This window comes from Colwellia sp. MEBiC06753, assembly GCF_053470325.1.
In genome coordinates this window covers 1-22532 of the sequence record NZ_JBQMTM010000026.1, presented here as the reverse complement: position 1 = coordinate 22532, position 22532 = coordinate 1, and the positions used below count along the sequence as shown (strand labels likewise).

The following is a 22532-nucleotide window of genomic DNA, read 5'->3' as shown; positions in this document are numbered from 1 at the left end:
CGCTATACAGTGATTTCATTAAAATTATCAACCTTATCATTTTGGGATAAAAAATGGGCTCTTGGTCAATTAAACTCAGAAGATAGGCAGATTGTAAAAAGTAAACTTAAGCTTTTGAAAGGATTATCTAAAGCCGAAGCAAAGAGCTTGTTTGCGCAACTAAACAATCAGTTATCAGCTAAAGCCAGCTTAGCAAATTATGCTAGAGATACTAAGCAGTTTCCAGAGTCCATTCAGCGATTGATGGCGAAAATTGACGCTGGAGAAATGTCATATTCCCCTAAATTAGCTGGCGCAATTAAGGATACCGCGGCAGAAATATTAGCTAAAGAGGGTCAAGCTAATGCAAGCTAATCGTGAAGTGTTAAAAGTCCCTAGTTTTACACCTAAGGTTGTGAATGACGACCAACTTAAAACAAGTGAATTTGACGTATTAAAAGACATAGAGTCTAGGTTGGAATTACTTGATTCTGAGCAAGCGAAGTCGTTATTGTCTCGCATTTTTGAAAAAGACATCAAACAAATCCTTGAGCAAGAAACGGTTTTAGCAAAGCAATCAGGATATCAAGACGGTTTGACTCAAGCCCAGCAAGAGGCTGAAACACAACGTCTCACTATGAAAAGAGAACTGGAAACGTCTCAACAAAATTTGTCGGAATTGATAGAGCAGATCAAACAGTTAAAGCCTCAAATCATGATTGAATCAGAGCAACAGGTCGTCGCGGTAATTGAAAAATGTTTATTCAAAATATTGGCAGTTAAACTCAATGAACCTGAATTGGTGATGCAGCAATTGAACTCGGTAATGCAGGATTTTGTTGTTGAAAATGGCCTGACAATTGAACTACCTAGCCAATTTTATCAAACATACTTAGATAATAAAGAGAGAGTGAGCTGCTCTGACGGTGTTCAGATCAAGGAAAACCCGTCATTAACAAACGGTAGTATTGTGGTTAATACACCTCTTGGTCAATTGGCATCAAATGTCGAAGACAACATTAAGCTTTGCTTAAGTGCATTGGGGCAGCAGGAGTAATTATGTCTCATTTAGCACGGGTTGAATCAGCTATTGACTCAATTTCAAGCTTTAAAAAATCAGGCAAAGTGATTAAAAGTGTAGGCTTAGTGATAGAAGCTCATTGTCCTAATGTTTTTATAGGAGAACTATGTGAGCTGACGCCTAAGTTTTCATCAAAGCCTATTCTTGCTGAAGTTGTTGGGTTTAAAGACGATAAAACACTACTTATGCCGTACGAAAAAGTGCAAGGCTTAACGTATGGTAGTAAGGTTGTTGCAAAAAATGATGTTGCCAAAGTTCCCGTAGGTGAAGCTTTATTAGGGCGGGTTATCGACGCGTTTTCTCAGCCGCTTGACGAATATGGCAAGATTCACTGTCATGAACACGTCCCATTATTCAAAGATGCAATTAATCCTATGCAACGTAAAAATATATCGGATCAGTTAACCACAGGTATTAAAGCGATTGATAGTTTTACGTCGATAGGTAAAGGTCAAAGGATTGGTGTGTTTTCAGGCTCTGGTGTTGGCAAAAGCACCTTGCTTTCACAAATGTGTCAGTCGCTGGATGACGACATAAATATCCTTGTTTTGTTAGGAGAGAGGGGAAGAGAAGTTGTTGAGTTTGTTGAAGACACCTTAGGCAAAGAAAAATTGGCAAACTCTGTTGTTATTGTCGCAACTGCAGAACAGTCCCCTTTAACTAAAACACATTGCGCCCATGCGGCGATTGCTATTGCTGAATACTTTTCTGAACAAGGTAAAAATGTCTTACTAACCATTGACTCAATAACTCGCTTAGCTATAGCACAAAGGGATTTAGGCTTAGCAATAGGAGAGCCTTCTACACTTGGTGGCTACACCCCATCAGTGTTTACTTTACTTCCAAGCATAGTCGAGCGGTGTGGCTCTTTTAAAGATAGAGGGGCTATTACTGCTGTCCTGACAGTTTTAGTAGAAGGAGGGGACTTTGATGAGCCTGTTGTTGATGCCCTTAGAGCGATATTAGATGGTCATATTATTTTGTCGAGAGAGCTGGCTGAGAAAGGCCACTACCCCGCAATTGATATTCTAAAAAGCGTTAGCCGCTTATTTACAAGCTTGAATACCAAAGAACAACTTACAACAGCAAGGGAAATCAAAAAACTCGTTGCTAGTTATGAAGAAAACAAAGATCTCATTCAGTTTTCAGGCGATAAGCTAAGTGAAAAAAATAAAACGTTAATGACGTCAATTAATCGGATTAATCGCTTCTTAACTCAGGAAAGCAGTGAACTAGTATCATTAGAAGATACACGTTTGAAGTTAGCAACTTTGGCGAAAGAAGTGAGAGTTCACGATGAATAAATTGACTATGCTGCGCAAGAAAAAACAGTCATTTAACACTGTCGAGCGTGGTTTAGCGCTTGCTAAAAGCAATGTTTTATTCGCGTATGCCCAAGTGCTTGAGAGCTTAAGAGAGCTTGAAAACAGTATTTTACTTAAAAATGACAAATTAGAGTCGGCGTATAGTTACCAAAAAACAGTGGATTTAGTGGCTTATCAGTCTACGAGCCAGTTTATTAATCAATTACTGGTGAAAGTCGCCGCAGAGCAAGAAATCATTGAGGCTAAAAAGAAACACCTCGAAACATTAGAAAATGAGTTAGCGACAGTCGAGAGAAAAATTCGATTAACCCAAGCTAAAACGGAAAAATGTTATTTAGGAATGAATAAAGAGCTCGCCAAAAAAGAGTTCAAAAAACTAAGTCTGCTTCAAAGTAGCACGAATATTTAAGGAAATTGAATTGATTACTAATATACCGAATGGATTACTGGTTGGTGCAAATGCTAATAGTAATCAGCAAACATCTCATATTAATAGCACTGCTACGTTTTACAATGCCCTGGCAAAAGGCGTTGAATCATCGATAAATGGTGCTATAGAAGCGTTACAGCAAAATGCTAACCAAGAGCATGACGATGTCACCAATAGCGACAATTCGCCTAGTGAACTAATGGTATTTAAACAATTTCTGTTTTCGAAACATCTCCCCCTTAATGAAAGCGCCAATACTACAGCACTTACGACAGGCTCAACTAAAACTTCGCAAGCATCTTTTTCACAACTTGATGTTAATAGTCGCTCACAGTCTGCGTATGAGAGCGCGACAGATAAAACGATTTGGCAACCATTTTTAATGACGAGTTTTGCCAATGGCTCAGAAGCAACGGCAGTAAAAATATCGTTAAGTCATGATAAGCCGCTAAACAGCCAGGTATTGTTTAATGTCAATCCTGTGCCTAGTTTGTATAGCAATACTGTTTTTAAAGGCTACATAGAAAGCAATCATTCAGCTATTCAACTGAGCCTAAACAAAGTCAATGCCGGGTATGCTGAGCAAATCTCTCAAATTAAAAATATATCAAGTAATCAATTGCAAATGTCCAAAGAACTAACTGCTATGCCTGTCATGCTAAATCAAAGGTTCAAACTAGAAAATATCAGTCAAACGTTTGATGAAAGTAATATCAAGGTTTGGATTCGAAAGTTTGATGCAGAAAGTTTACCCAAAGAACTACTAACACAAATAACAAAGTTGTCTAAATCCATAGGGCAAGTAGCTTTAAACGGTCATGTCATTTGGAAAAAATAAGGGAAGTTATGGAAGTCGAAGCAATAGGGCAAAATTTAACAACGAGCGCCATAGATGCAAGTAATAGCACGATAGATCAAGAAGACTTTATCAAACTGTTTTTAGCTCAATTAAACTATCAAGATCCATTAGAGCCATTGAATAATCGGGAGTTTCTTGCACAGCTGGCGCAATTTTCTTCGTTGGAGCAAACGCGTTTATCTAACGATAATTTGAACAACTTGTTGGCGATGACATCTTCGAACCAAGCGTTGTCTTTGTTAGGTAAAGAAGTCGAAGTATCGACAAGCTCTTCACCTTTTAACGGAACTATTGAGTCAATCAATTACTCAAGCCAAGGTTCATTGTTTACGGTGAGAAGTTCCTTAGGAGACTTTATATCTAATGTCTCATTATCACAAATTAGAGTTGTCCAAAATTAAGGGAATAATATGTTGCAGTCATTTTTTACAGGGTTATCCGGTTTATTTTCATTTTCGAAAAATTTAGACACGGTCAGTAATAATATCGCCAATATGAATACGCCAGGTTACAAAGGCGCTGATACGTTTTATAAAAGCTTAACTGGTGGTGATGGTAATACCGGAGTGGGTACTCAGGTAGGCGATCCTAGTATTCGCTTTCAAGCAGGTGATATTCAGCAATCGTCTAAAAACACTGACTTGGCCATCAGCGGCGAAGGTTTTTTTGTGTTACTGGGCGCTAACGGACAACAGTTTACTCGAGCAGGACAATTTGAAATTAATCAGGATGGTCTGTTAATCGATAAAAGTACCGGGAACTCCGTCGGCGCAATCAATGAATCAGGTCAAGTGCAAGCGTTTGATATAAGTAACTTAAGAGTCTTGCCACCAAAAGCCACATCTCAAATATCCTTGTCAGGAAATTTGTCGTCTGGCGCGACTTCACATGAAATAAATGGTTTAACTGTATTTAATGCGCTAGGGGAAGAGATTGAAGTCTCATTGAAGTTTACCAATAACAACGCCGTCGCAACGGGGAGTTGGCTAGTCGAAATTCAAGATCTAGATGGCAATGTGCTCGGTAATGGCGAGGTTAGGTATGGAGTGGATGGTACGCCGCAAGCAGGTTTTAACTCGGTTCAATTTACCGTAGAAGACTCGCTTTTAGGTACTAGCAATATCACCATAGATTTTGGAGAGGTAGGTAACTTTAGCGGTTCAACCTCAATAGATACGGGAACAACATCTTCGATGACAGCTAAAGTCGATGATGGCGCTTCGGTTTCAGCACTGACAGGTGTTAGTTTTAACAGTGATGGCACAGTTAAGTTAACTTATGCCAACGGTGAAACGCAAACAGGTCCTCGTCTGGCGATAGCCACGTTTGCCGATCAAAGTCAGCTGAAAAATATTGAGGGATCAATCTATATAGCTCCCGATGCTGCAGGCCAAGCAACTTTTGGTGCTGGTGATGGCGGAGCAGGTAATGTCCTTGGCCAAAATATAGAATTATCCAATGTCGATTTGTCTAAAGAGTTTGCTGATATGTTAATCATTCAAAGGGGGTATCAAGCGAGCTCTCGTATATTAAATGTTGCTAATCAACTATTAGAGCAACTGTATGAGAGCACAAGAGGAAGATAACATGCCAGTGTTACAACATGGCGTATTGTCTAATCGTCAAAAAATTCTTGTTGAACAGTTGTTCAATAGCTTGGTCAGTGACTTTAATGAGCACTGGTTTACAACACCTGAAAAAAAGTTAATTTTGAATGTTAACTATTACTTTGCAGATGTACTTTTTGGGCAGCCAGCACACACCGATAACTTATATGACACAAACAGTAATGTCGTTTACCTTGAAGGTACCAATGTTATCAGTATCAAATTGGCTAATGCGAATGAGCTTGGACTAAGTATCTTAGGAGAGGAAAGTCAGTTAGATGATATTGAACCAGAATTTCTTGAACGTTTATCGGTAAACGTTATTAAGGAGGGGGTATTTGCATCAAGTGAGCAAATAGCGTTTGAATTAGAGAACAAGCAACCTGTCGTCGTTATTCAATGGCTCATGGGAACTACATCTCTGACTATTGGTGTTGATGCAAGTTTTGTTTTAAGCCAGTTTGCCGAGGTATTAAACACTCCCAAAAAAGTGGTTAATGTGAGGCATTTGTCAGCTAACCATGCGTTATCTCTATTGCTATCTGTCCCTGCAAAAAAAATGACTTTTGCTCAGCTTTGTTCATTAAAGTTGGGTGATATTGTTCCGCTTGAGCAAGAAATTTCAAAACCAATCGATGTCACTGTCGATAAAAAACCTTTGTTTAAAGGGTATTTAGTTAATCAAAATAGCGCAAAAGCGGTATTGATAAATGGAGATTAAGAATGATTTCAAATATACAAGAAATAGAACTATCTAAAGTAGAAGAACAAAAACAAGAAGGTAGCGCTGTAAAACCTCAGTTTGCATTTGTAAAAAATGTAGAAGTTGCACTCGTTGCAAAAATTGGTGGTCGGATACTCACAATAGAAGAGCTCTATCAACTCAAGATGGGGGAAATAGTGTCTCTAGATACCGATGTTGATCAATCCGTAGCACTTTGTGTTGAAGATACCGTTGTGGCGGAAGGTCGGTTGGTTGCACAAGATGGCAAGTATGCATTGCAAGTGACACATCTGAATACGTTGGAGCTTTAGATGGAGCAAAGTCCATTTAAGCCCGAGTTTGTCTTCCCTGTGTCTGAAGTACTTATCGCGTTAGGTTTTATTCTGTCTATTGGGTTGCTTTCTTTATCACTGAGAAAGAAGAGTTTAGCAACAGCGTTGAAGCGTTTTAATCCAATATCAGAAGTCACAGCATATAAATCGGTTAATTTAGATCGAACCACACGTTTGATCACTTTGAAAATAGAGCAACAGACCGTTTATTTTATTGAAACCAAATCAGGAATCGCGCAAGTAAACACAGATTTTGTTCAAAAAGTAGTAAACAAGTAAATCATGAAAAAATTAATTAGCAGTATTTTTTTCTTATGTTTAATTCTATTACCTAGTCAAGTTTCTGCGTATGAATATTCGGTCGAATCCATATCAGCATTGACGGATTCACTAGCCCCTGAATTAAAAATTGTCGCGGTATTGACTAGTTTGTCATTATTGCCAGCAATACTCATTGCAACAACAGCGTTTACGCGAATTGTTATTGTGTTGTCTATGTTACGGCATGCATTAGGCTTACAACAGACGCCCCCTAATATGGTGCTAATCACTCTTGCCTTATTTCTGACTCTATTCGTTATGGAGCCAGTAATCACGCAAATAAATACTAACGCATTTTCACTGTATATGAATGAAACGATAAATTTATCAGAAGCATTAAGTCGCTCCTTAGGTGCTCTTCGTGGCTTTATGATTAGTCAAACGAGAGAGTCTGACGTTGCAGCTGTTTTAAACATGGCGAATCAGCCCATTCCTAATTCTGTTGATGAGATCAAAACTCTGCATTTAATACCTGCATTTTTATTAAGCGAGTTAACAGTAGCGTTTAAAATTGCGTTTGTTATTTTCATTCCCTTTTTATTAATTGACTTGGTTGTGGCAAGTACATTGATGTCTTTAGGGATGATTATGGTGCCACCTATTACTATCGCATTGCCATTAAAAATAATGTTATTTGTGCTAGTCGATGGCTGGGCATTGCTCACTCAATCCCTAATAACCAGTTTTACATAACTGGCTTGTTACATGGATGTCATCATTGAAAGAAAGTTATGGGAGAGTTGGCTAGACTCACGGCAACTTGCTATTCGAAATCAACTTTTTGAGCTGTATAAGGGTTGGGTCGAATACGAAGCGAAGAATTTATACTTTAAAACGGCTTTTGCCTCAGTTGAGTTGGACGATTATTTTCACTATGGTCATATTGGTTTACTTGAAGCAATAGAAGGCTATAAAGATCTTTGTATTAAATTTACCAGCTACGCAGTTTATAGGGTGAGAGGTGCGATACTAAATAAGGTATTTAAGTTTTCAGAGGCTGCTGCTATCTATCAAAAACGACAAGCAATCAGTGATGAATATATCAATAGCTACATTAAACAAATAGCCTTGGAAAATGAAAGCTCGTTTGAATCTACGGTTATTGAAATGACCTTAGAGTATTTTCTTGCAGCTGATGTAGGTGAGCAAGATATAAAGCAAGCACTGCCTATGACAAATTATGACTCTAGTGAGCACGATATACTACTTGGCTCAGTAAAAACCAAAACTAAACAACTCAGTGAAACAGAGCAAACGATATTAACGCTTTATTATCATTTAGGGTTTAATTTTCAACAAATTGCAGAGGCTTTAGATTTAAGCAAAGGGCGTGTTAGCCAAATTCATACAAAAGCAATATCATCACTAAAGCTTAAATTAAACTGGTAATATATTAAGGTACTTTATACAGACACTTAGCTACTTCTTTACAACGGCTTTTCTAACCAACGTTTGTAGCTCAGCATTTTCCTCAAATCGCGTTTCAACGTGGCGCATCAAGTCCTCGAATTTGGGCTCTAATAAGATATGCTCTCCAAATTTTTCCACTAATATTTTAGTGATTGCTTGTCGCCTGAGCACCACTATTGATGCGTTTTCATCAATGTGATGTGCACCCCCCTTTTGCTTAGCTTGCTTGGATTGCGTATCGTCGCCTGTGCTTTTCGCGCTTTTTCCCTTCGGCTTTGTTGATGCCCTCCACTTTGTCGAACTTGTATTGTGATGAGAAGAGCGACTTAGTTTATCCATTATGACGACGGCTTGTTATAAATATGCAGTAGGGCATTACTGGATAACGCCGAGTCTAATGGCGAGTGAGGCGCTTCTATCTCAGGCAAAGAGGCGCTATCACGCTCAGCCGTTAAGGATAGTGTCGATATAACATGGCGCATATCAGTGTTGAGCGGCGCTACCTCCTCATTTAACACAATCCCTTGCTCTATATGCCTTATTGCGTTTGGCTCATCACCTTCAATCAGCGCCATTAAGCCTTGCGCAAATTCACAAAGGTAACCTTGCTTAATTTTAGATAACAACTCCGTTAACTGCTGCTGTGCCAGTTCGATATGGCCTGCCGTTAACGATAAAAAACCCAGTTGAAATTGAGCCAAATAAAAAGTAGGCGCCAACTGTACTGATTTACCCATGAGATCTAGTGCCACATCGACTTCGTCATGACTTGCATAATAAGAGCCCGCTAAAAATTGAATCAATGCACTATCTGGGAACTGGGTAACAGCCAGAGGGACAAGGTCATTATCGCGAGTAGTCCCATTTAATAGCTCAATCAATGCCTTTTTAGCTTGTTCTTCTGTTGCAAACATACATTTCATCCTTTGTGAGACATTGACAGGATGCTATGTGAAAACAGCCTTAAAATCCAGTGTTTTAAAGGGCTTTATCAGGTAATTAAACAACGTTAAAAAAATTAAAAAAACGCTAAACAAATATTTATTTGCTTGGATATAGCCAGTCAGAGAGAGAAATTTCCAACGGAATGAAAGGAATAATAAAATGGTTGCAGTTGTCGCTGGTCAGTTTTCAGGTTTATTTCACGCATCACAGCTAATGTTGGGCTCAGCAAGTCATGGACAAGCAAGCCAAGGAGTTTATGTTAATGCCGCCACGGGTAATTTGGTGATGCAAGGCCAAGATTCAAATATCGCTGGTTTAGGGGCTGATTTTGCCAATCTACGTACCTATAACAGTTTGGGGGATTTTGGCGATGACGTGGGCAACGATAACTGGCGCTTAGGTTTTTTAAGTGAGCTTAGGCTTAGTGCTGGAAGTATCAACACTCAAGGTAGCCTATTGACCCGAATAACAGGTGATGGCAGCGAACAATCCTTTACGTATAACAGCGAATCACAACGTTATGAAAGCACCCAAGGGGCTGGCGCTGATGATTACATTGTTGTCAATGCGCTAACGGGCACGGCAACTTACACTGAAGGATCTTCTCTGGTTGACACCACCTACAGTGATATTCGAAGTACAGGCCGCGTAACTAGCAAACTTGATAGAGACAGCCACGGCTATCACTACAACTACCAAGGCAACACGCTCTCAACGATTGATATTGATACAGACACAGGAATAGAAACACTGACCTTTGTGTATGATGGCAATGACAGACTGTCTGAGTTATCTATTGCCAATGGCGATAAATATACCTACCTTTACGATGCTCAGGGGCGTCTTGAACACGTTCAATTCGATCTAACACCAGAGGATGACACTGACCAATCTTTTTACAATGTAACCTATACGTATTACGGCACAACAGATCGCCTAAAATCAATTGAGCAGTCGGATAACACCTACATTGAATTTGAATATGATGTACAAAGCCGTGTGACAACTGTTACCAATGGCATCGGTGATGACGCTCAAACTACGCGTTTTGACTATACAAACGAGGACACTACCAAATTACTGCTTGGTAAGCAGAATAACGGGCAGTACGAGCAAGAAATTGAGCTAACCTTTAACGATGATGAGCGCCTATTAAGCCAAACATCAGTAGTCGATAACCAACAGATCTCGATATCGTATACCTATGATGATCAAGGCAATGTGGAAACAGTCACCAACGATTTAGGACAAACTACCCATTACACTTATCACAATGGCCTGATTGAAAGTGAGCAGAATGCAGAGGGCTACCGCGTAGAGCGAACGTACAACGACGATAACCAAATTTTAACCGAGACGCGCTTTGCGATGGCAGACCCTGATGGTTATGAACAAGGCCAAAGCGCTAGTGAGCCACAAACGACATACTATGTCTATGACAATAAGCGCCTTACCTATGTGATTTCAGAACAGGGGCGCGTGACGGCTTACCAGTACGATAATTTTGGCTTACTTGATAATACCTTAAGCTATACAAAAGCGACGTATAAGAGTAATGATTTTACTCACGCGTCTTTAACTAGCTGGCAAAACGCATTAACCGGTCATAGCGATGACTGGGCACAAAAAACGCAGTACACCTATGACTTTAGAGGGCAAGTTGCACAAGTTAGGCAATATCAAAGTGTCAGTGCTGCAGGTGTGTTTGACGAAGACAATACCGTGACAACACAGTTTCAGTATGACTTACACGGCAGATTACGCACTGAAACCATGCGCAATGAGACAGTCGAGTCGGTGACTTCGTATGTCTACGATCCGCTTAATCGCTTAACACAAAAGTCCATCAGCCAAACGGCATTTGTTACGGCTGACAACCCCGCCCCTGTGAGTGAGATTGTCTTTCAAGAAAACTACGTTTATCAAGACGGACAAAGTCGTATTGGCCTCTCGTCAGGCCAAAATGGCGCATATATAACAACCACCTATGATAGTGCAGGTCGGGTGCTCAGCCAAGTACAAGGTGACCTGATAGGTGAAAGTAATTTAGGCCGTGAATCATTTGAATACGACGGTGTAGGACGCGAGATTGTTCACCACCATGCCAATGGGGCTATCAGTTACACCTTCTATGATAACGCGGGCAGAATTAGCCACACGGTCGACCAAACTGGTGCTATGATTGCCTATGAATACGACAGTGCAAATCGCGAAACATCTCGACATGCGTATGCGACATTATTAGACACTAGTAGCTGGTATAGCACAGACACTCAAGTCTTTAATCAAGCGCTTGCCGAGCAAGCCATTAGTCTTGCTAGCAGTGATGCTGCTAAGGACAGAGTAGAGTACACTTATTATAACGATGCCGGACAAGTTGCCTTTAGGCAAGACGCAGCGGGTTTTGTCACTGAGCTTAAATACAATGGCCTAGGTCAAGTCACCCATACTATCGCATACGCAAAACCATCCGATGTGAGCTTTAATGGCGCTGGTCACGCAACCATACACAGCATTGACGGTGCACGTGTTGAGCGTCAGCTGTATAACCAAGACGGTTTAGTGAGCTGGGTGATAGACGGTGATGGCTATGCCAGCGAATATCAATACGATGGCGCAGGGCAAAAAGTGGCAATCCGACAGTATGCCAACGCCATTACTGTTAGTGGTAGTTCTGCCTCAACAGCTCAACTGATTGCACTTGTAAGTGATATCGATTTTGCGGTGATAACTAGCGCCGCCGATAAAATTGAACGCTTCGCTTATAACGGTGCAGGGTTGCTGAGCGCATATATTGACGGTCAAGGTAAGGCGAGCCAATATCAATACGATATCAACGGTCAACTGTCACAAACTATTGAATATCGCACCCGTCAAATCAATCAAAGTACCACGGGAATCCTGACGTTACCGAGCACTTCTCTTGAGGATAGAGTAACGCAATACAGCTACAACGGCTTAGGCAAAGTTGAGAGCCAAACCCAAGGGACGCGCGCCCTAATCATTAATGCCGATAGCACTGGTCTTGTAACCATCACGTCGTTTAACTATGACGATAAAGGCCAGTTAATTGGTACGCAAGTCAGTGAGCAGTCCAGTGATAATTCTGGCCTTCGTACAGAAACTGACACGCGACATAACCTGGTTGGTCGTGATGCTTTAGGGCGTGTTGTTGGTGAGCTAAACGGTAAAAATTTCGATGACGCAAACCTTGTATGGGATAGCGTCAGTGTCGATACGATTGCCTCGACTTTAATCAATGATGGTACTTCGTATGTATTTGCCAATAATGGTCGCCTATTATCAGAAACGGATAATGAAGGAAGGGTAACGTACTTTTTCTACGATGTTAAAGACAGGTTAACCGCGACGATAAATTCAGCCGGTCAAGTCAAAGCTTATGAGTACAATGCCTTTGACCAAGTCACAAGTACTAAAGCCTATATTAGCTTAGCAGTAAATGCCGTTAACACATTAGATATCACCGCCATTAATGGCAATGCTCATCACACCAGTATCGTATCGCTAATCAATAGCCTAGGTGAGGCGAATCAGGTACAGACGACGTATACCAAACGCGGTTTAGTCGATACAGTTGATAAGGGCGGTCAATCTTATACCGACAATGATTACAACGCTTTTGGTGAGTTGTCACAACAAACATCGCAACTATCGAGTAATAATACCAGAGTAGATAATTACGGTTATGACAATCGCGGGCACTTGACCTTAACCACTGTCGATAGCAACACATTAGCGCTGAGTACAGTACACACATTTGATGCCTTTGGTCGTGTGAAGTCATCGACCAATCAACAAAGCACAACAACGCATTACGAATATAATGATGCGTTGGGGCAAGTCGTGACACTTTCTGTTTCAGCGAATGGAACAGAACAGAGCAGTGTTGCCTATGATGTCTTTGGCCGAGAAGTAATAATTACAGACGCAAGTAATCGCACCACAACTTACCGTTATGACGATAGCCAAAAAACACAACTGATAGAGCACGGCAGTCGCGAGCAAGGTACGCGTTTGAGCTTTAATGGCTTTGGTGAGCTGGTTGAAATGCGTAAAGGTAAAATTACTGATACGTCGGTCGCACAAGATGGCAGTGAGTTAGATATTACCGATGCTAATGTTGAGGCTTATACCCGATATACGTTTGATAAAAACGGTAATCAGCTGACGGTGGTGGAAGGGCTAGATAACCAAATAACCATGACCTATCAATACAACGATGAAAACCAGCGTATCAGCCAAACCTTATCCGGTGAGAGAGAGTTGACCACGCAGTATTATTACGATGATGCAGGTCATTTAAGTGCTGTGCAAAACGCTGACGGCAGCGTGTCTCGTTATGGCTATGATGGTTCGGGGCAGCAGACGTTTGTGTTGGCCGCTGATAACAGCTTAACCATATACTATTACGATAGTGCAGGTCGACAAGTGGCGACGACTCAACTGACAACGTTAGTCACTTCAGAGCTATCGGCCTTTATCAGTCAATATAATCAGGCCAATGGTACTGATCATAGCAAATTAACTATTCCACTGAGCCAAGCTGACATTGATGACTGGTTGCTAGCTAACGCTAATGCCCAAGTGACTAATTACACGATTTTAGATGACTTTGGGCGTCAGACTTATGTAATTGATGCAGAAGGTGGTGTCACTCACAATGTCTATGATGCGCGCGGTTTAGTGATTGAGCAGGTGCGTTACGCCACGCCAATTAGCTTGGATAACGCTACACAAACCCAATTAAAAACTGGTCAGTTAACGAGCTTGCCGGCTATCACGACGAGTGATGCCGATAGACACACGAAAACGTTTTACAATGCATTAGGTCTTGCCCAGTTTAGCGTTGAGCACATGCAAACGGGTAAGGTCAGAATTAAAGAAAGTCAATACGATGAAGCGGGCCGATTGATGGCCACACGCGCTTATGCGCAACCTGTGGCATTAACTCTCGCAGAGATTGATGCCAGTACGGACTTAACCCAATATCGCAGTGATAAAGATCGCCAGTCATGGCTATTGTATGATGGTGCGGGACGTGTGCGTTATAGTGTAAACGAGCAAGGTTACCTGACGGAAAATACCTATAACAGTGCAGGGCAACTGATCAGACAAATTGATTATAAAGTACCACTGAGCTCAGTTTCAGAGATGCCTACCACGCTGCGTGATAGCTTTAGCTCAGGCACAATGACAACGGCTCAGTTAGATACTTATCTACCGGTAGAGTCAGCAGACGATCGTATTACGAATACGGTATACACAGGTGCCGGTCAAATCAAACGTATCACTGATGCATTAGAGCATACCGAAAGTTGGGCGTACTTTGATAACGGCTTAAAGGCCAGTTACACCGATAAAAGAGGTGAAACTTGGCATTATACCTACGACGCTGAAGGTCAATTAGCGCGTGAAGTGGGGCCGTCACTTAAGGAAGTGTTAGTCGATGCAGGTAACAACCAATACCAAACCTTAAATAATGTTCGTTTGGTTAAATCGTTTACCTATGATGCGATGGGTAATGTTAGTACGAGCACGTCAGGGTATATTACTGACAGCGCTGTAGCTGATTTTGCAACAGTTACAGTACTTGCACCAATGATACATACGTTTACTTACGACTCACTCGGTCGCCAAATTTTTTCTGGTCAACCAGAAGCTGTAGGTAGTCCTAGTACATCATCAGTGGTTACATTTGATGGTTTAGGAAATGCGGTGGTCAATCAAATCATTACGGGTGACGGCAGCATCTATACGTATAAGATCTATGATGCGTTAGGCATGCTTACCCATGATATCGATGCATTAGGATATGTTACTGAGTATACGTATGACGCGCTAGATCAGCAGGTTGCGATCACGCGCTATGGTCAACCACTTGATTTAGACGCGATTGCCAACTGGCAAGCAGGTAATGCATTGTCACTCGCTGATATAGCTATGCAATTGGATACAATCAATGATAAACGCACCATCATTACTGAATACAATGCTTTGGGCCAAAAAATGGCGGTCACGCAGCCGCAAGTTTCGGTCAGTAGAATACAAAATGATGGCTCTGTAACTTCGTACAATGCATCACCTGTAACAACATATACGTACACTCAATATGGAGAATTAGCAACGGTAACAGAAGCGATTTCAACTCAAGAAAGCGCGATTACTCAGTATTTTTACGATAATTTAGGTCGTCGCAGTTATATGGTCGACGCGTTAGGTTATGTCAGCGAGTGGCAATACGATGAGTTTGATCAAGTGGCGAGCTATATCGAATACGCTGATGCGATGACCGATGTAACTCATCGTGCCTTAAAGGACTTAAGCCCACGTGCGAGTCAAAGCGACCGTCAATGGATCTATGAATACGATAAATTAGGTCAGCGTACCCACGAGAGCCAAATTAATTTAAGTGTTTTTATTTTTACGGAAAACAGCGGCGCATCCGGTAATGACATTTCGGTGTATGGCACTAGTAAACTTAGTGAGTCACAAGCGACGGCATTATTAGTGACTGAATATGACGGAGCGGGCAATATCGTTAAAGTCACCGATAAAGGTGATGTGACAGGTTATAAACTTGATGCCATGGGGCGTGTGGTGTCAATGTCAGGCCCGCAAACAGAAACATTAATAAGCGATACCCAACTGCACAATGGTTGGAGTGCTGGAGATTTTCATCAAACGCAGTTAACGACCGAGAAGCATTATGACGTGTATGGCAATGTTGCACGTGTGGTTAGCGGAAATAGCATCGTAGGCACAGGCGATGAAGCTACACTCTCACTTGAGGTGGGTGAGAATCGCGTTAATCAGCAGTTCTTTAATGCTAGAGGGCAGTTGGTATCAACGATAGATGCACAAGGTCATCAGGCCAATTATGAGTACGACCATGCAGGGCGGTTAATCCGCCAAGAAAATATCTATCAAGAAGCTCCATTGGATTATGTCTATAGCTTACAGCTTGTTAAAACATTCTCTGATGATGGCTTTGGGGTTAGAAGTGAAACTGTAACATTACCAGATTGGCTAAGTTTTGATAGTCAATCGGGAATACTAACTAGTACGAAAGCAGTGTCATTTAATGGTTACGACGAAATGTCTGTTTTATTAAGTGTTTCTGACAAAGATGGTAATTTAATCAAAAGCTATGGACAGTTTTACCTAACAGACGGGCAAACGGTAAATAAACAATACGCTAATTGGGCGTTTGCGTCTGTTAATGGTGATGATAAAACAGCGGTCAGCAAATTTCTTTATGATGATGCGGGGCAACAAGTTAGCGTAGAGCGTTTCCGCTTAGATAACCAGCGACAAGTGATTGGAGTTGATGCACGTCAAGAGTCTCTTTATAACGGCTATGGTGAATTAATTTTTAGAGGTGATAGCGCTGATAGTTTATTTACGGCAACTCAAGCCCAACCTTTACAAGAGTACTTTAAATATAATGCAGCAGGTCAGCTGATTGAAAGTAATTCGGGAAATGGCGTAGCGACATATTACCGCTATGACTTACAAGGAAATGTTGTCCAGCAATCTAGTGTGACCGAAGGGGCGACAAGCTTTAGTTATGACAAGCTTGGACGTATGGAAACGCAACATCAAGCAGGTTATTATGTTGGAGATAGTCGTACAACCATTAATCAAACGTTTGACCGTTGGGGTAACTTAACCAGCCGCACTGATGCCAACGGTTACACGATAAATTACGAATACAATGCGCAAAATTTATTAGAACAAGAAATCAGGCCGTTAGTTAATGCGGTGGATGAGCAGGGAGATACTTTCACTTTACGGCCAACATTTAAAAATTATTACGATGTTAAAGGGCGCCTAATTGCCTCTGAAGATTCGTTAGGCCACTTTAAAATCCACCAATACACAGCAGTAGGTCAATTATCCCAGTCATTTGATGAGCTTGGCAACGTCACGTCACGTGCATATAACGTCTATGGCGAGCAAGTCGCAACACAACATGCTAACGGCTATGTCACTTCCAATAAAGTTAATTTATTGGGTCAAGTGATTGAGACGGGAGATATCCGTCTTGATGTATCCAACCAATTAGCTTATCAAAAACTCAATGACTATGAATATGATTCATTAGGCAACCGAATCTTACAGCGCAATGCGTTAGGGAATGAGTACTACAGCCAATTTAATAGCCAAGGTCAGGTTATATTTACTCGTTCGCCGGAAGGTGTTGGCATGAGTTACGAGTATGATGTCAGGGGTAATCAAACAAGTTTAAGCTATGACAAACTAAGCAACGGTGAACTTGGTAATATTTCACGTATTTACGATTACTTCGGGCGTTTAGTAACGGTTAATGATTTAGGGGGGAATAAGTACGATTATCGCTATGAAAATGGTCAGCAAATATCACAAAGCATCGATTTAGGTAACGATGATAATGCCAACCCAGAAGGTGTTATTTCCTATACATATTACGCTAATGGCAAGGTAAAACGTATAACAAATTCAGAAAACAAAAGTTATACCGAGTTTACTTATGACGCGACGGGTAAAGTCAAAACCGAAGAGCGTTATGTTGTTAATGCCATTGGTGAGTTAACTCACGAAGAAACGCGTATGTTCTACGACTCAAATAACCGATTGCATCAAGTACTGGTGCTTGATGGTCGAGTCGAGAACGAGAACAAAGTCCTGTCGGGTATCGAATATAGCTATGACGAAATGGGTAACCGCCGCAGTATGCGCGTACTTAATGGTTACACCGGTAGCATTGTATTAAATGAAAATACTGCGCCAACTTTGAATCCTGCGTTTGAAGGCCTTGAATATTATCCTGCTTCTACAGGTTTTCGATATGAATATGACTTAGGTGAAGTAGCAAATGTATTTTTTGATGCAGAAGGAGATGAACTGAACTTTGAGTTAGTCGCTTATCCTTTGGGAATAGGAGAGAGCTTACCTGAAAATGGAGTTCAAAATCCTGTTGTGGATCCTGATGACATTAGCGTAGTTCCATACTTTCGATTAAATGAAAGTTATCTACAAGGCAGTCCAGCTAAACTTGTAGTTGAGTCAATAGGGAACGTATCAGACTCGCTTGCAGATAAAGACGTTTATTTTGCAATAAAAGCTACGGAATCAAAAACTGCTGACGGGCATTTCACATTATTGCCAATTGTTGTTCCAGTTCGAAAAGATTTAAGTCCTCGCTTTAAAGAAGGAAATGACTTTGGGGATGTTCCAAGGTTTGTGGGAGGAGAAGCATACGGACCGCTAATATTCGACTTAAAATCACTCATAGAAGACCCAGAAGAAAAGAAATTATCTTTTGAGGTCAGTTCCATAACGCTTTCTAATAATGTGGAAGGTAACATTGTTCCCGATATAAGCAATTGGTTAGTTGTTGAATATAATAGCTTGACGACAGAGCTTATTGTAAGAACCCCTGATGGAGTAAAAGTACCTAAAGAGATTTTTGGTGAACAAGCCACCATTACGATACGCGCATTTGACGGGGTAAAAGAAGGGATATTTAAATTGAACATCAAATCGATGCCATTTGAAATTAATATTCCAGATAGTAATATTTTTCTTCGACAAAATGGTATTGATGAGCTAGACCTATTCAGCTTAATCGAAGGAGACACAGAAAATATCATTTTTGAAGTGATTGATAACACCATGGTAAACAGCTCTCAGCCTGTTTTAGAGTTTGGTGGTCAATTGTTGAGAAGTGAAAGTGTAAACAACATAATATCAATAGTTGAATCAGCAAATATTGATATTCCAATTCGTGAATTGAGCGTAAATGTTTATTTATCGGAAGAAGCAGGAAATCGCGAGTTACTTCGAGAGTTTCAAATAGCTTTAAGTTTGGATGCTAAGCCCCGAATCCCTAGTGATATATTGACTAATTTAACCGTTAAATTTAATGGGGTTGGTTCATTTACCTTTCCACCATTCGAAGATATTAATAATGATGAATTAATCTATATTGTTAAATATTTCAGTAGTAATTTATCTGAAGAACCCATTGTGATTCCTATGAGTGATTCGCCAATAATCGGTGGCGGTTCAGGTGTATACTTTGAAAATGGTAATATGCATGTTAATTATCCGATATTGTCGAATGCCAACAATGGTCGTTTCGAAATATATGCTCAGCAAAAATTAAAAGAAGGTGAATCAATAACGGATGTACCTATAAGTGAAACACATGTTATAAACGTTCAACAAGATACTCCGCCAATTGTATCTGGTACTAGCTTTACGATTCATGAGACTGGGTCGGGAAGTAGTAGTGTGTCAATTATTTCTAATATTGACTACGAAGGTACTATTACAAAAATAAATGTTAAAGCAATTAATGCAGGCCCACCAAAATCACTAGGCGACTCAATAGATTGGCTCATGATTAGCAACAACGGGGATGTTACCATTGATTTTTTACATTCTATTTTTAACGGTGGTCAGTCCATTGTACAAGAGTTCTTTGTTGAGGTAATAGGTGATGATCAAATTAAGAATGAGTTTCTTAATAATGGAGATACATTCACTGTTACTGCTCATCCTATCGCAAATAATAAACCAGTTGTGTCTTTGTACAGTGGCTCTGTGCCAAATAATATTGACATTGGTCAATCAGTAGCATTTGAAATTCTCGTAAGCGACCTTGATAGTGCACAAGTTGAAGAATTAGCATTAGAAATCGAGAAACCAAGTTGGTTGAACTATACGCTAACACCATTTAATACAAATGGCTCTGGCAAAAGCTATATTATCAGCTTTAGTGGAAGGCCAACTTCGGGTCAACATATAAGTATTAACAATATTATTCGTATTGCTGCAACTGATATGGCGGATGAATCTGGTGAAATTAGTTATACAATTAATGTAAATAATCCAGTGCCTGATGTAATTGAACCAGTGTCTAGGGATATACAAAAAGGTATCGCTACGACATTAAGTGCTAATTCGTTTGTCATTGTTGATGATGGTTTTACTGCCCCGTATACGGTTACAGTTCTAGATGGTAGTGGTTACACTCGAACTGGAAATACTGTTACGGTAACAACGACAAGTTCTTTTGTTACAGTTAATTTATATGTAGAAGACAGCTTTGGTGCTAGTAAGTCTGATACAGCAACATTTCGTGTCAATACTCCTCCTAGAATTAGTATTCCTGCAAGTGGTTTAGGAAGAGTTGGAGAGGACTTCAATCAAACATGGTATTTCTATGATACATCACCTGACAATTTATCTATAAATTTGCAACAAATTAATAACTCGTTGCCACAAGGACTTACCGCTTCATGGAATAAGTATGGCTCTGAGCCAAATGAATGGGCTCTTAATATTTCAGGTACGCCTGAAGTAAAAGGTAGTCCAAGTGTTAGCTATACCGTTTCAGATTTACAAGGTGGTGTTCTTACAGGAACAATAAATTTTGAGATAAGAAGCGCCATTCCCGTTATTAATGGATATAAATACAATAGTGTTGAAAAGGATAAGCCTTTTACATTAAATATCAATGACCTCTATGTAAATGATGATGATTCTATTAATACATTGATTTTTGAAGTTGAGTCTGCATCAAACGCTGAATATTCGGTGCAGGGAAATACTATTACGGCAATTAGTGATGGCGGCACAGATAAGCAGATTCACGTAGCTGTCAAAGTCACTGACCCCGACGGTAACTTTGCTACAAAAACATTAGTGTTTAACGTTAATGTGCCTCCTATTGGTAGTGGAATACCTAAACAGTCTGTTTTCAAAAACGAACCATACGATAAGCTGTTTACTTTCGTAGACCCTAATTCTTCATCATTAAATCTCAAATCGATAAGTGGCTTACCAACAGGGCTAAATTATAACTTTTATAAGTTGAATACTCCTGCTGGAGAGCCGATTGAATATGCATTGAGGATATTTGGTGAACCAACAGTTGTTAATAATTATTACGTTAGTTATGTCATTGAAGATGACCAAGGAGCTGAGCTTTCAGGTGGTTTTGAATTTGACGTTAGAGAGCTATTAGTGGCGCCAAGTTTACGTGCTAATGGCGAAGTTGTAGGGCGAGGCAAAATTGAAAGTGGCAAAATTATCAGATATCAAAGCCATAGTACTAATATTTCAATGAATATTCCTGCTTATTTTACAGATGTTGATGGTGATCCTTCTAAAATTAAAATTGTCAGTGTAACTCACTCCAGTTTAAGTATTAACGCTGCTAGAGATAGAGTCATTGGTACGAGTACTGATTTCAGTTCAGGCAGCCATGATTTCACTGTTGTAGTGGAAGATGAAGATGGACTTAAAACATCTGCCACCGTAGTAATGCATATGGATACACCACCAAAATTACAAAGCGGGGCTAGCACTACTATAAATATCCCTCAAGGAGAAGCCAGTAGCGGTACTACGATATATTTAAACTCTCTTTTTGAAGACGATGGGGGGGACAGTAACCTAACTTATTATATTGTCAGTAAAAGTATTCCTGGTGGCGTTACGGTTATAGATTATACAGCATCAAATACAATTAAAATTGAAAATGTCAGTAATGGTGGACAAGGTACTTTAACGATTAGGGCTACGGATTCTTATGATCCACTTAATAATGGCCAAGAGTTCCAGAGTACTGACATTACATTAACTTTGTTATTTGAAGATAAAGGCGGAATACCCCTCAATAGTAGCTTTGGTGGAGATGATTTACTAGCTAACTCCACGGAAGCTTCATTAGCTCAATCGCCAACTGTGTTCTCCTCTTTTTCGATAGAAGAATCAACGATTCAAGAAGGTTCGACACAATCTATGTCCGAACCAGTATCTGCTGAGACAATTGAAATTGTTGGTACAGACGGTGATGACACTTGGGATCACAGTGCAATGACCACGCCAATTAGCTATTTAGGTGGTAAAGGGAATGACACGTTCATAGGCGGTGGAAGCACGACAACGTACTATTTTAATCTCGGTGATGGTCATGATGTGATTGATGACCAAGGGGACTTTAACGATAGAATTATTTTAGGTGAAGGGATATTACCTGAAAATGTAGTAGCTGAAGTACACGGTGAAGACTTAACACTCAAGATTTCCAGTAGCGACTCAATTACAGTTAAAGGTTGGTATTCTGCCAATGGATGGGAACATCGAATTGAATATATTGACTTTGCTGACGGAACCACATGGGGGCAAACAACCTTAGGAAATCGCACAACTATTATTGGTACAGATGGAGATGATAATTGGGATCACAGTGCAATGACCACCCCAATTAGCTATTTGGGCGGTAAAGGCAATGACACGATTATAGGCGGTGAGAACACCACTACTTACTACTTCAACCTCGGTGATGGTCATGATGTGATTGATGACCAAGGGGACTTGAACGATAGAATTATTTTAGGTGAAGGGATATTACCTGAAAATGTAGTAGCTGAAGTACACGGTGAAGACTTAACACTCAAGATTTCCAGTAGCGACTCAATTACAGTTAAAGGTTGGTATTCTGCCA

15 protein-coding genes are annotated in these 22532 nt (G+C 40.3%); 13 read left to right on the top strand and 2 right to left on the bottom strand.

Going from position 1 to position 22532, the window contains the following annotated elements; all coding sequences use genetic code 11:
* Positions 1 to 9: 9 nt before the first annotated feature.
* The 12 genes from ACOB82_RS16530 to ACOB82_RS16475 are packed head-to-tail and all read left to right on the top strand — an operon-like array spanning position 10 to position 8047.
* Positions 10 to 354, top strand: coding sequence for a hypothetical protein (locus ACOB82_RS16530; protein WP_448214096.1), 345 nt, complete (start codon positions 10 to 12; stop codon positions 352 to 354).
* Complete coding sequence (locus tag ACOB82_RS16525) at positions 344 to 1036, top strand: FliH/SctL family protein (RefSeq protein ID WP_448214095.1); 693 nt, start codon at positions 344 to 346, stop codon at positions 1034 to 1036. The genes ACOB82_RS16530 and ACOB82_RS16525 overlap by 11 nt, the downstream gene beginning before the upstream one ends.
* A gap of 2 nt (positions 1037 to 1038) precedes the next feature.
* Positions 1039 to 2364: a FliI/YscN family ATPase gene (locus tag ACOB82_RS16520; protein WP_448214094.1), complete on the top strand. Its 1326-nt coding sequence runs from the start codon at positions 1039 to 1041 to the stop codon at positions 2362 to 2364.
* Positions 2357 to 2794: a hypothetical protein gene (locus tag ACOB82_RS16515; RefSeq protein WP_448214093.1), complete on the top strand. Its 438-nt coding sequence runs from the start codon at positions 2357 to 2359 to the stop codon at positions 2792 to 2794. The genes ACOB82_RS16520 and ACOB82_RS16515 overlap by 8 nt, the downstream gene beginning before the upstream one ends.
* Positions 2795 to 2804: 10 nt before the next feature.
* The gene (locus tag ACOB82_RS16510; protein ID WP_448214092.1) at positions 2805 to 3653 is read left to right on the top strand and encodes a hypothetical protein; all 849 of its coding nucleotides are present in this window, start codon (positions 2805 to 2807) and stop codon (positions 3651 to 3653) included.
* A gap of 8 nt (positions 3654 to 3661) precedes the next feature.
* Complete coding sequence (locus ACOB82_RS16505) at positions 3662 to 4075, top strand: flagellar hook assembly protein FlgD (RefSeq protein WP_448214091.1); 414 nt, start codon at positions 3662 to 3664, stop codon at positions 4073 to 4075.
* Positions 4076 to 4084: 9 nt separating this feature from the next.
* On the top strand, positions 4085 to 5260 hold the full coding sequence (flgF, locus tag ACOB82_RS16500; protein WP_448214090.1) for a flagellar basal-body rod protein FlgF: 1176 nt from the start codon (positions 4085 to 4087) through the stop codon (positions 5258 to 5260).
* Position 5261: 1 nt separating this feature from the next.
* On the top strand, positions 5262 to 6002 hold the full coding sequence (locus tag ACOB82_RS16495) for a FliM/FliN family flagellar motor C-terminal domain-containing protein (RefSeq protein ID WP_448214089.1): 741 nt from the start codon (positions 5262 to 5264) through the stop codon (positions 6000 to 6002).
* Between the two features lie 2 nt (positions 6003 to 6004).
* Entirely contained in the window at positions 6005 to 6316 is a 312-nt protein-coding gene (locus ACOB82_RS16490; protein ID WP_448214088.1) for a FliM/FliN family flagellar motor switch protein, read from the top strand.
* Complete coding sequence (locus tag ACOB82_RS16485) at positions 6317 to 6616, top strand: hypothetical protein (protein WP_448214087.1); 300 nt, start codon at positions 6317 to 6319, stop codon at positions 6614 to 6616.
* A 3-nt stretch (positions 6617 to 6619) separates the two neighbouring features.
* Positions 6620 to 7351: a flagellar type III secretion system pore protein FliP gene (fliP, locus tag ACOB82_RS16480; RefSeq protein ID WP_448214086.1), complete on the top strand. Its 732-nt coding sequence runs from the start codon at positions 6620 to 6622 to the stop codon at positions 7349 to 7351.
* A 12-nt stretch (positions 7352 to 7363) separates the two neighbouring features.
* Positions 7364 to 8047, top strand: a complete 684-nt coding sequence (locus tag ACOB82_RS16475) for a sigma-70 family RNA polymerase sigma factor (RefSeq protein WP_448214085.1) — start codon at positions 7364 to 7366, stop codon at positions 8045 to 8047.
* 30 nt (positions 8048 to 8077) lie between these two features.
* Here ACOB82_RS16475 and ACOB82_RS16470 read toward each other — a convergent pair whose 3' ends face one another.
* Together ACOB82_RS16470 and ACOB82_RS16465 are read right to left on the bottom strand one after the other, a co-directional pair.
* On the bottom strand, positions 8078 to 8407 hold the full coding sequence (locus tag ACOB82_RS16470; RefSeq protein WP_448214084.1) for a hypothetical protein: 330 nt from the start codon (positions 8405 to 8407) through the stop codon (positions 8078 to 8080).
* Complete coding sequence (locus ACOB82_RS16465) at positions 8407 to 8982, bottom strand: tetratricopeptide repeat protein (protein ID WP_448214083.1); 576 nt, start codon at positions 8980 to 8982, stop codon at positions 8407 to 8409. Before ACOB82_RS16465 ends, ACOB82_RS16470 begins: the two co-directional genes overlap by 1 nt.
* 190 nt (positions 8983 to 9172) lie before the next feature.
* On the opposite strand from ACOB82_RS16465, the gene ACOB82_RS16460 reads away from it, so the two are divergent.
* A partial coding sequence (locus ACOB82_RS16460) for a calcium-binding protein (RefSeq protein WP_448214082.1) occupies positions 9173 to 22532 on the top strand: 13360 nt, incomplete at its 3' end.

Coding starts and splice junctions, on each gene's coding strand:
- ACOB82_RS16525 (WP_448214095.1), top strand. CDS start 344: ATGCAAGCTAATCGTGAAGTGTTAAAAGTCCCTAGTTTTACACCTAAG.
- ACOB82_RS16520 (WP_448214094.1), top strand. CDS start 1,039: ATGTCTCATTTAGCACGGGTTGAATCAGCTATTGACTCAATTTCAAGC.
- ACOB82_RS16515 (WP_448214093.1), top strand. CDS start 2,357: ATGAATAAATTGACTATGCTGCGCAAGAAAAAACAGTCATTTAACACT.
- ACOB82_RS16505 (WP_448214091.1), top strand. CDS start 3,662: ATGGAAGTCGAAGCAATAGGGCAAAATTTAACAACGAGCGCCATAGAT.
- flgF (WP_448214090.1), top strand. CDS start 4,085: ATGTTGCAGTCATTTTTTACAGGGTTATCCGGTTTATTTTCATTTTCG.
- ACOB82_RS16495 (WP_448214089.1), top strand. CDS start 5,262: ATGCCAGTGTTACAACATGGCGTATTGTCTAATCGTCAAAAAATTCTT.
- ACOB82_RS16490 (WP_448214088.1), top strand. CDS start 6,005: ATGATTTCAAATATACAAGAAATAGAACTATCTAAAGTAGAAGAACAA.
- ACOB82_RS16485 (WP_448214087.1), top strand. CDS start 6,317: ATGGAGCAAAGTCCATTTAAGCCCGAGTTTGTCTTCCCTGTGTCTGAA.
- fliP (WP_448214086.1), top strand. CDS start 6,620: ATGAAAAAATTAATTAGCAGTATTTTTTTCTTATGTTTAATTCTATTA.
- ACOB82_RS16475 (WP_448214085.1), top strand. CDS start 7,364: ATGGATGTCATCATTGAAAGAAAGTTATGGGAGAGTTGGCTAGACTCA.
- ACOB82_RS16470 (WP_448214084.1), bottom strand. CDS start 8,407: ATGGATAAACTAAGTCGCTCTTCTCATCACAATACAAGTTCGACAAAG.
- ACOB82_RS16465 (WP_448214083.1), bottom strand. CDS start 8,982: ATGTTTGCAACAGAAGAACAAGCTAAAAAGGCATTGATTGAGCTATTA.